This window comes from Pseudomonas sp. NPDC087804 (assembly GCF_044742965.1).
Taxonomy (GTDB): Bacteria; Pseudomonadota; Gammaproteobacteria; order Pseudomonadales; family Pseudomonadaceae; genus Aquipseudomonas; species Aquipseudomonas rustica.
The window spans coordinates 38,935-47,474 of record NZ_JBIUVN010000024.1 but is presented as its reverse complement, the minus strand read 5'-3'; the positions used below and the strand labels follow the sequence as shown (position 1 = coordinate 47,474).

8 protein-coding genes and 1 pseudogene are annotated in these 8,540 nt (G+C 56.1%); 5 read left to right on the top strand and 4 right to left on the bottom strand.

Features of this window, described 5'->3' with window-relative positions; genetic code table 11:
* Positions 1-47 precede the first annotated feature (47 nt).
* Together ACIOMO_RS22345 and ACIOMO_RS22340 are read left to right on the top strand one after the other, a co-directional pair.
* Positions 48-1,016, top strand: coding sequence for an ABC transporter ATP-binding protein (locus tag ACIOMO_RS22345; RefSeq protein ID WP_129389065.1), 969 nt, complete (start codon positions 48-50; stop codon positions 1,014-1,016).
* On the top strand, positions 1,016-1,996 hold the full coding sequence (locus ACIOMO_RS22340) for a peptide ABC transporter ATP-binding protein (RefSeq protein ID WP_053117064.1): 981 nt from the start codon (positions 1,016-1,018) through the stop codon (positions 1,994-1,996). The genes ACIOMO_RS22345 and ACIOMO_RS22340 overlap by 1 nt, the downstream gene beginning before the upstream one ends.
* Positions 1,997-2,088: 92 nt before the next feature.
* Here the strand turns inward: ACIOMO_RS22340 and ACIOMO_RS22335 are convergent, their stop codons facing one another.
* Positions 2,089-2,535 (bottom strand): hypothetical protein, encoded by a 447-nt coding sequence (locus tag ACIOMO_RS22335; protein ID WP_401243626.1) that lies wholly within the window; start codon positions 2,533-2,535, stop codon positions 2,089-2,091.
* A gap of 169 nt (positions 2,536-2,704) precedes the next feature.
* Between ACIOMO_RS22335 and ACIOMO_RS22330 the strand changes: the two are divergent.
* Positions 2,705-2,821 (top strand): annotated as a pseudogene (locus ACIOMO_RS22330) (dipeptide ABC transporter ATP-binding protein); the annotation flags it as partial.
* Between the two features lie 137 nt (positions 2,822-2,958).
* Here the strand turns inward: ACIOMO_RS22330 and ACIOMO_RS22325 are convergent.
* The 3 genes from ACIOMO_RS22325 to ACIOMO_RS22315 form a co-directional block, all read right to left on the bottom strand.
* Positions 2,959-3,423 carry a hypothetical protein gene (locus ACIOMO_RS22325; protein WP_401243624.1) on the bottom strand — a complete coding sequence of 155 codons (465 nt, stop codon included), beginning with the start codon at positions 3,421-3,423 and terminating at the stop codon, positions 2,959-2,961.
* Between the two features lie 298 nt (positions 3,424-3,721).
* Positions 3,722-3,982, bottom strand: coding sequence for a hypothetical protein (locus ACIOMO_RS22320; RefSeq protein WP_159815350.1), 261 nt, complete (start codon positions 3,980-3,982; stop codon positions 3,722-3,724).
* 908 nt (positions 3,983-4,890) lie between these two features.
* Positions 4,891-6,474: a peptide chain release factor 3 gene (locus ACIOMO_RS22315; RefSeq protein ID WP_053117061.1), complete on the bottom strand. Its 1,584-nt coding sequence runs from the start codon at positions 6,472-6,474 to the stop codon at positions 4,891-4,893.
* A gap of 420 nt (positions 6,475-6,894) precedes the next feature.
* Between ACIOMO_RS22315 and ACIOMO_RS22310 the strand changes: the two genes are divergently transcribed.
* Positions 6,895-7,611 (top strand): ABC transporter permease, encoded by a 717-nt coding sequence (locus ACIOMO_RS22310; RefSeq protein WP_053117060.1) that lies wholly within the window; start codon positions 6,895-6,897, stop codon positions 7,609-7,611.
* A gap of 21 nt (positions 7,612-7,632) precedes the next feature.
* Positions 7,633-8,538, top strand: a complete 906-nt coding sequence (locus ACIOMO_RS22305; protein WP_053117059.1) for a glycine betaine ABC transporter substrate-binding protein — start codon at positions 7,633-7,635, stop codon at positions 8,536-8,538.
* The last annotated feature ends 2 nt before the right edge of the window (positions 8,539-8,540 follow it).

Below are 8,540 nucleotides of genomic sequence, written 5' to 3'. Positions count from 1 at the left end.
CGATGCGCTCGACCCGAAACTCAAGAACGCCGCCTGAGGAGATTCCCATGTCACTGCTAGAAATCAAGAATCTCAACGTTCGCTTCGGCGACAAGACCGCGACCCCGGTGGTCGACGGCCTCGACCTGAAAGTCGACAAAGGCGAAGTACTGGCCATCGTCGGCGAATCGGGTTCGGGTAAATCCGTGACCATGATGGCGCTGATGGGCCTGATCGAGCATCCCGGCATCGTCACCGCCGACTCGCTCAACTTTGACGGCAAAGACATGCTCAAGCTGAGCAACCGTCAGCGTCGGCAGATCGTCGGCAAAGACCTGTCGATGGTCTTCCAGGATCCGATGACCGCGCTGAACCCGAGCTACACCGTCGGTTTCCAGATCGAAGAAGTGCTGCGTCTGCACCTGAAAATGTCCGGCAAGCAAGCGCGCAAACGTGCGATCGAACTGCTGGAAAAAGTCGAAATCCCGGGCGCCGCCAGCCGTATGGATGCCTACCCGCATCAACTGTCCGGCGGTATGAGCCAGCGCGTCGCGATCGCCATGGCGATTGCCGGCGAGCCGAAACTGCTGATCGCCGACGAACCGACCACGGCTCTGGACGTGACGATTCAAGCGCAGATCATGGATCTGCTGCTGGCGTTGCAGAAAGAACAGAACATGGGCCTGGTGCTGATCACTCACGACCTCGCGGTCGTAGCAGAAACCGCCCAGCGCGTCTGCGTGATGTACGCCGGCCAAGCCGTTGAAGTCGGCCAAGTGCCGCAACTGTTCGACATCCCGGCGCACCCGTACAGCGAAGCGCTGCTCAAGGCGATTCCCGAGCACAGCCTCGGCGCCTCACGTCTGTCGACCCTGCCGGGCATCGTTCCGGGCCGTTACGACCGTCCGCAGGGTTGCCTGCTGTCGCCGCGTTGCCCGTACGTGCAGGACAGCTGCCGCGCGCAGCGTCCAGGCCTTGATCCGAAAGCCCACAGCCTCGCCCGCTGCTTCTACCCGCTGAACCAGGAGGTGGCGTAATGGCCGTCGTACTTACCGCCCGCGACCTCACCCGTCACTACGAAGTCTCCCGTGGCCTGTTCAAGGGTCACGCGACCGTGCGCGCCCTGAACGGCGTGTCGTTCGAACTGGAAGCCGGCAAGACCCTCGCTGTTGTAGGCGAGTCGGGTTGCGGCAAATCCACCCTCGCCCGTGCGTTGACGCTGATTGAAGAGCCTTCGTCCGGCTCGTTGAAAATCGCCGGACAGGAAGTCGCCGGCGCCGACAAGGCTCAGCGCAAGCAACTGCGCAAAGACGTGCAGATGGTGTTCCAGAGCCCGTACGCCTCGTTGAATCCACGGCAGAAAGTTGGTGACCAGCTCGGCGAACCGCTGCTGATCAACACAAACCTCTCCGCCGCCGAACGTCGCGAGAAAGTCCAGGCGATGATGAAGCAGGTCGGCTTGCGTCCTGAGCACTATCAGCGTTATCCGCACATGTTCTCCGGCGGCCAGCGTCAGCGTATTGCCCTGGCGCGCGCGATGATGCTGCAACCGAAAGTGCTGGTGGCGGACGAACCGACCTCGGCACTTGACGTATCGATTCAGGCGCAGGTGCTCAACCTGTTCATGGATCTGCAGCAGGAGTTCAACACCGCCTACGTGTTCATCTCGCACAACCTCGCGGTGGTGCAACACGTCGCCGATGACGTGATGGTGATGTACCTCGGCCGCCCGGTGGAAATGGGCCCGAAGAACGACATCTACGAACGCCCGCTGCACCCGTACACCCAGGCGCTGCTGTCGGCGACCCCGACCATTCACCCGGATCCAAACAAGCCGAAGATCAAAATCGTCGGCGAACTGCCTAACCCGCTGAACCCGCCACCAGGCTGCGCTTTCCACAAGCGCTGCCCGTACGCGACCGAGCGTTGCAGCACCGAAGAACCGGCACTGCGTCCGCTGGATAACCGGCAGGTGGCTTGCCACTACGCCGAGCAATTTCTCGACGGCGCTGCTTAAAAAAAAGCACGCCCACTTAAAGGTGGGCGTGCTTTTTCAACTTGTTGCTCAATTGGATTTCTGTAACGTCAGTGAGAGAAGAGTTCTGACAATTACGGCTTACAAAAATCCAAACCTTGCAACATCGAAACTTCGAAACCTTCGAAACTGCCTTTCGCCTCGATCTTCTTTTTCTTATCCGCGTCATTGACAACAGAGACATTAGCCTCAACGACAGCTGTCTGCGAAAGCTGATCGAATTTAGTTACTTTGACTTCGCCTAAAATGCCATTATACGAACTTTCATAGGAAGCATAGTAGACAGCATTCGCTGTCCCCTCACCGCCAAACCGATCTATCTTATAAGATTTTCCCACTTCCACATTTAGGGTGCGGACGACCAAAGCCAGCCATTCGCCATCACCTTTATCAGCATCAAACTGATAACTTCCATCCTCCAGTCGTTGCAACACCCGAACCTTCTCACTATAAAAAACCTCTTCACCAGTAATGGTGGCCTTCAGGTGCCCACTGGTATTTTTTCCTTCTTTATTCGTCATCATCCAAGTCCTTTAGTTATCCAAAAAACATCCAACCTGCCAATTCATTTATATTTCGCGCACGGCAACCTGTCTACTGTCACTTCTGACAGGTAACTGTCATTAACTGGGGGAAGCCGACAAACGGTACGCGCTAAAATATAAATTTTCGTATTCTTCTAGCGCTATCCGAAACTGCCCATACGCGACCGAGCGTTGCAGCACCGAAGAACCGGCACTGCGTCCGCTGGATAACCGGCAGGTGGCTTGCCACTACGCCGAGCAATTCCTCGACGGCGCGGCGTAACAAAAGAACGCCCACGTAACCGTGGGCGTTTTATCCATGCTGTGGATTATTTTTTCTCACCTAAAAAATGAACAAAAAGTTTTATCTAGGGAAACTTCATAAATGCTATCAAAGGAAGCCTGCACCTAATGGGAACATTAGGAAATCTTTCCCTTATCAATTAAAGCCAGACCTTCGGGCGAGTTTTTTTCATATATTTTAAAACCAACAAACTCACCTTCGATTCTGACAGACTTAGTATCTTCCGAGTCATAGCTCCCCATCGATATATCAACGTAGACGTTGGCCTTCTGCAACTCACTATCGAAATCTGTAATTGTAATTATTCCGGAGACTCCGTGATAATTCAGCCCCTTGCCTTGATAATAAACTTTGGCCAAGCCGTCACCTTCTGGGTGATGCACATTGTAAACATCGTCTTTTTTAATCAGTGAATAAATACCCAATCTCATATTTTCGTCATCCCCCCAAGAACCTTCGAAAGAATAATATGGATAGGATGGAATTAGGGCAGCGTGAACATTCCGGGTAGTAATGCCTGACACATCAAGCCCCGATATTTTCATTTCCCCAACTGTATGCTCGCTTTTTTCATTACTCATGCTGTCATTCCTTTTAGTCATAAAAAAATCCAAGACTGCAAGGACATTCTTAAAGACTCAACGACGTACCGTCTACTGTCATATCTGACAGGTATCTCTACATAATCCTGATAATCTGACAAACGGCTCCAGACGAAAAGTCGATCTTGCTCGACCCGCACAACACGTTGTTAAAACTGTAGGAGCTGCGGCACGCTGCGATCTTTAGATTCTGATTGATAAAATCCAGATCAAAAGATCGCAGCGTGCCGCAGCTCCTACAGGGATATCGCAACCAGGGGTTTATTTGATCTTTGATCTACGTCTGGCTATCGCCCTCATCCGGATCATCAGTGTCCGGCTCGTCAGTGGTCGAGTCGTCATCGTCGGCGGCACCGCCCTGCCCCTGATCGCCCGGCTCGGACTCGGATTTGGCGAGCATCAAGCCGCTGTGCCCCACCTGCCCGTTGAAGGCCTGAGAATCATGATCCTCGCACTCGGCCCAAGCCGTCGCCGTGCCGAGGGACAGCATCACCATTACTTTCAATAGCAATAAAACGCGTAGCAATCTGCTCTTCATAGCCGACTCCATCCTTTTCCAGGTGAGACATACGTGCCTGACTGGCGCTGTGTGAAATCTAGTTCCGATCAGCCGTGTTCACCAGATAGGACGCTAAAGGCCGAGTGGAAATGCCCTCGAAGGACAGATTGCTTTTGAATAACACTGATAGCGGAATCACCTAAGTGACGGGTTGTGCGGGGTGGACGAACGAGTGGCTTGGCGGGTCAACGGAATTTAAAACAGCACAAGCACCGTACTGGCCAGCCAAACGTTGTGGCCAAGTACATCGAGAGATTACAAAAAACCGACTTGAGATCAAAAGCCCCTCACCCTAACCCTCTCCCGGAGGGAGAGGGGACTGATCGAGGTGATTGGGAGAGGTAGGCCGACGTGGGATATCGAGTCGAGCCCAGATTCTGAAAGGCTCACAAATCGGCTCCCACTCCCTCTGGAGAGGGCTGGGCGGGCGGCGTTCCGATGAGGGGCAAAAACACCACAAATCCAAAGCCGAAACCGTGCTCCTCACCACTCAATAGGCCGAGTGTCAGCTCGCCTGCTCTTGATCTTGATCTTGATCCACAGGCGACATCGGAAGGCTGAGTGGAGGGATTGATCCGGGCGTGGGAGCGCAGCGACCGTTTGGCGAAGCCAAACACAGCGAGAGGAGGTGCAGCGCAGCAAACCGTAGGCGCTGCGCCCGGATCGATCCCGCAGCGAAGGAACCCCGAGCCCCAGCGAGCGGGCCGCACGTAGGAGCAAGCGTTTTTTTGCTTACTTTTTTTAGGCGTTTGTAAAAAAAGTGAGTCGCCGTAAGGGCGAAACCGTAATCAGAAACTCCCGCAGAAACGGATATACCCCCAAACCCAAGGCAATAAAAAACCCCCAAGGCATACACCTAGGGGGCTTCGGACAAACCAACTCAGAGCTTAGTGATGCTCACGCGTCGCACGGAATTTCACATCCGGCCAGCGCTCTTCCATCAACGCCAGGTTAACCCGTGTCGGCGCGAGGTAGGTCAAATGACCGCCTCCATCAACCGCCAGGTTCTCCACAGCCTTGTTGGAAAATTCTTCAAGCTTCTTCTTGTCGCTGCATTCAATCCAGCGCGCGGAGTACACGGTGATCGGCTCGTAGGAGCACTCAACCTTGTATTCCTCCTTCAAACGGCTGGCGACCACATCAAACTGCAGCACACCCACGGCGCCAAGAATGATGTCGTTGCTGCGCTCCGGGAAGAACACCTGCGTTGCACCCTCTTCGGCCAACTGCTGCAGACCCTGACGCAACTGCTTGGACTTCAGCGGATCACGCAGACGCACACGACGGAACAGCTCCGGCGCAAAGTGCGGAATGCCGGTGAACCCGAGAACTTCACCTTCGCTGAAGGTGTCGCCGATCTGGATGGTGCCGTGGTTGTGCAGGCCGATGATGTCGCCCGCAAAAGCCTCTTCCAGTTGCTCACGCTCGGAGGAGAAGAACGTCAGGGCGTCGCCGATGCGCACGTCCTTGCCGGTGCGCACGTGGCGCATCTTCATGCCTTTTTCGTACTTGCCTGAGCAAATGCGCATGAAGGCGATGCGGTCACGGTGCTTGGGATCCATGTTTGCCTGGATCTTGAAGATGAAGCCCGAGAACTTCTCTTCGACCGGCTCAACGGTACGTTCGTTGGCGACACGGGCCAATGGACGCGGGGCCCAATCGACAACGGCGTCGAGGACGTGGTCAACACCGAAGTTGCCCAAAGCTGTACCGAAGAACACCGGGGTCAGTTGACCGTCGAGGAATTCCTGCTGGTTGAATTCATGGCAGGCGCCCTGAACCAGCTCCAGTTGATCGATGAAACGGTCGTACTCGTCACCCAGGTGTGCGCGGGCTTCGTCGGAGTCGAGTTTCTCGATGATCTTGGTTTCGGTGCGTTCGTGACCATGACCGGCGGTGTAAACGATGATGTAGTCGTCGGCCAGGTGATAAACGCCTTTGAAGTCGCGGTAGCAACCGATCGGCCAGGTGATCGGCGCGGCTTTGATCTTCAGAACGGCTTCGATTTCGTCGAGCAGTTCGATCGGGTCGCGGATGTCACGGTCGAGTTTGTTGATGAAGCTGACGATCGGCGTGTCACGCAGACGGCAGACGTCCATCAGCGCAATGGTACGCGGCTCAACACCTTTACCGCCGTCGAGCACCATCAGCGCCGAGTCGACCGCCGTCAAGGTGCGATAAGTATCTTCAGAGAAGTCTTCGTGGCCCGGGGTGTCGAGCAGGTTGATCATGTGTTCGCGATACGGGAACTGCATGACCGACGTGGTAATGGAAATACCCCGCTGCTTTTCCATCTCCATCCAGTCGGATGTCGCATGGCGATCGGATTTACGGGATTTCACCGTACCGGCCACTGCAATCGCCTTGCCCATCAACAGGAGCTTTTCGGTGATCGTGGTTTTACCGGCATCGGGGTGGGAAATAATGGCGAAAGTGCGGCGTTTCGCGACTTCGGCGGCCTGGTTGGTCATGGGAAATCGCCTGGCGGTGATTCAAAAAAGGGCGGCGAGTATAGCTTAAAAAGTAACCGCCGAACCACCGTCCCTCGGGCCCGCAAAACCCTGTAGGAGCTGCCGCAGGCTGCGATCTTTTGCTCTGTTGCGCTAGAACAAAGTCAAAGGATCGCAGCCTTCGGCAGCTCCTGCAGGTGGCCAGATGGCATCTTATGTGGGAACCTTTCAGCGCTCGGAGACGTCCATCCCCTGTTACGAATTGTCGTCAGGGGCTGAAAAATCAGCAAGTTAGCCTGACGAGGCTGCGCTCATGGCTCGCTTTCAGACCGCTTTTCCGGTGCTGAAGGAGCTGCTTCTCGCGAACGTTTATTCCCGGCAGCCATGTATGGCATGCCACACGGGAGAGCGTTTGCCGACTACAAAAAAAGGAGTCCGCCTGTGGCTATCCGCTATGGCAAAGGGCTGATTGGAGGTGCGGTGGTGATCGCGCTCCTGGCCCTGCTGGTCCACTGGATCGGCATCAACACGATCGAACACTACCGCGACGATTTGTTGTTTTACCTGCAAGCTCATCTGATTCTCGTCCTCGCTTCAATGCTGGCCGCCCTTGTCGTGGGCATCCCCGCCGGCATCTTCCTCAGTCGCCCGACCATGGTCGGACGCGCCGAACGCTTCATGCAAATCTTCAATATCGGTAACACCGTGCCGCCGCTGGCCGTACTTGCGATTGCCCTGGGCGTCCTCGGCATCGGCAGTGGCCCGGCGATCTTCGCTTTATTCCTCGCCTCCTTGTTGCCGATTGTGCGCAACACCTACGAAGGCCTGAAAAACGTTCAGGGATCGCTTAAAGAAGCGGCCGTCGGCATCGGCATGACGCCGCGCCAGGTGCTGTGGAAAGTCGAATTGCCCAACGCCGTGCCGATCATTGTCGGCGGTGTGCGTGTGGCCCTGGCGATCAACGTCGGCACCGCGCCGCTGGCATTCCTGATCGGCGCCAACAGCCTCGGCAGTCTGATCTTCCCCGGCATCGCCCTGAACAATCAGCCGCAACTGGTACTCGGCGCTGCGTGCACCGCACTGCTCGCGTTGCTGCTCGATGGCGTCGTCACACTCGCCAGCCGTCTCTGGCTGGAACGCGGTTTGCGCACGTCTTAAGGCTTTTGCGAAGGAATACCTATGAAACGATTTAGCTTGATTCTAAGCCTGATGCTGAGCAGCGCCCTGCTGTTCGCCGGCATCGCGCAAGCCGCTGACAAACCGGTAATCCGCCTCGGCGCGCGGGTCTTCACCGAGCAAACCCTGCTCGCGGAAATCACCGCGCAATACCTGCGCAGCAAAGGCTACGACGCGCAGATCACTGGCGGTCTGGGCAGCAACCTCGCCCGCAGCGCTCACGAAAGCGGGCAACTGGACTTGCTCTGGGAGTACACCGGCGTGTCGCTGGTGGCTTACAACCATGTCACCGAGAAACTCGACAGCGCTCAGTCCTACGCCCGGGTGAAAGAACTCGACGCCAAAAAAGGCCTGATCTGGCTGACGCCGTCGAAATTCAGCAACACCTACGCCCTCGCGCTGCCGAAAAAAGTGGCTGAGGAATATCCGCAGATCACCAACATCAGTCAGTTGAACGAGGTGCTGCGCGCTGAAGCCAAGACCAATCACCTGGTGGCGCTGGACACCGAGTTCGCCAACCGCTCCGACGGCCTGATCGGCATGGTCGACCTCTACGGCATGAACCTGACCCGCAAGAACATCCGCCAAATGGATGCCGGGCTGGTTTACACGGCGTTGCGCAACGGTCAGGTGTTCGCCGGTCTGGTCTACACCACCGACGGTCGTCTCAGCGCCTTTGGCCTAAAGCTGTTGGAAGACGACAAACACTACTTCCCCGATTACACCGCTGCGCCCGTGGTGCGCCAGGCAACGCTGGACGCCAACCCGAAACTGGCCGAGCAACTCAAGCCGCTGGCCGAACTGTTCGACGACGAAACCATGCGCCAGCTCAATGCGCGGGTCGATGTCGATCATGAAAGCCCATCGTCCGTTGCCGCCGATTTCCTGCGCCAACATCCGCTGAATTAAAG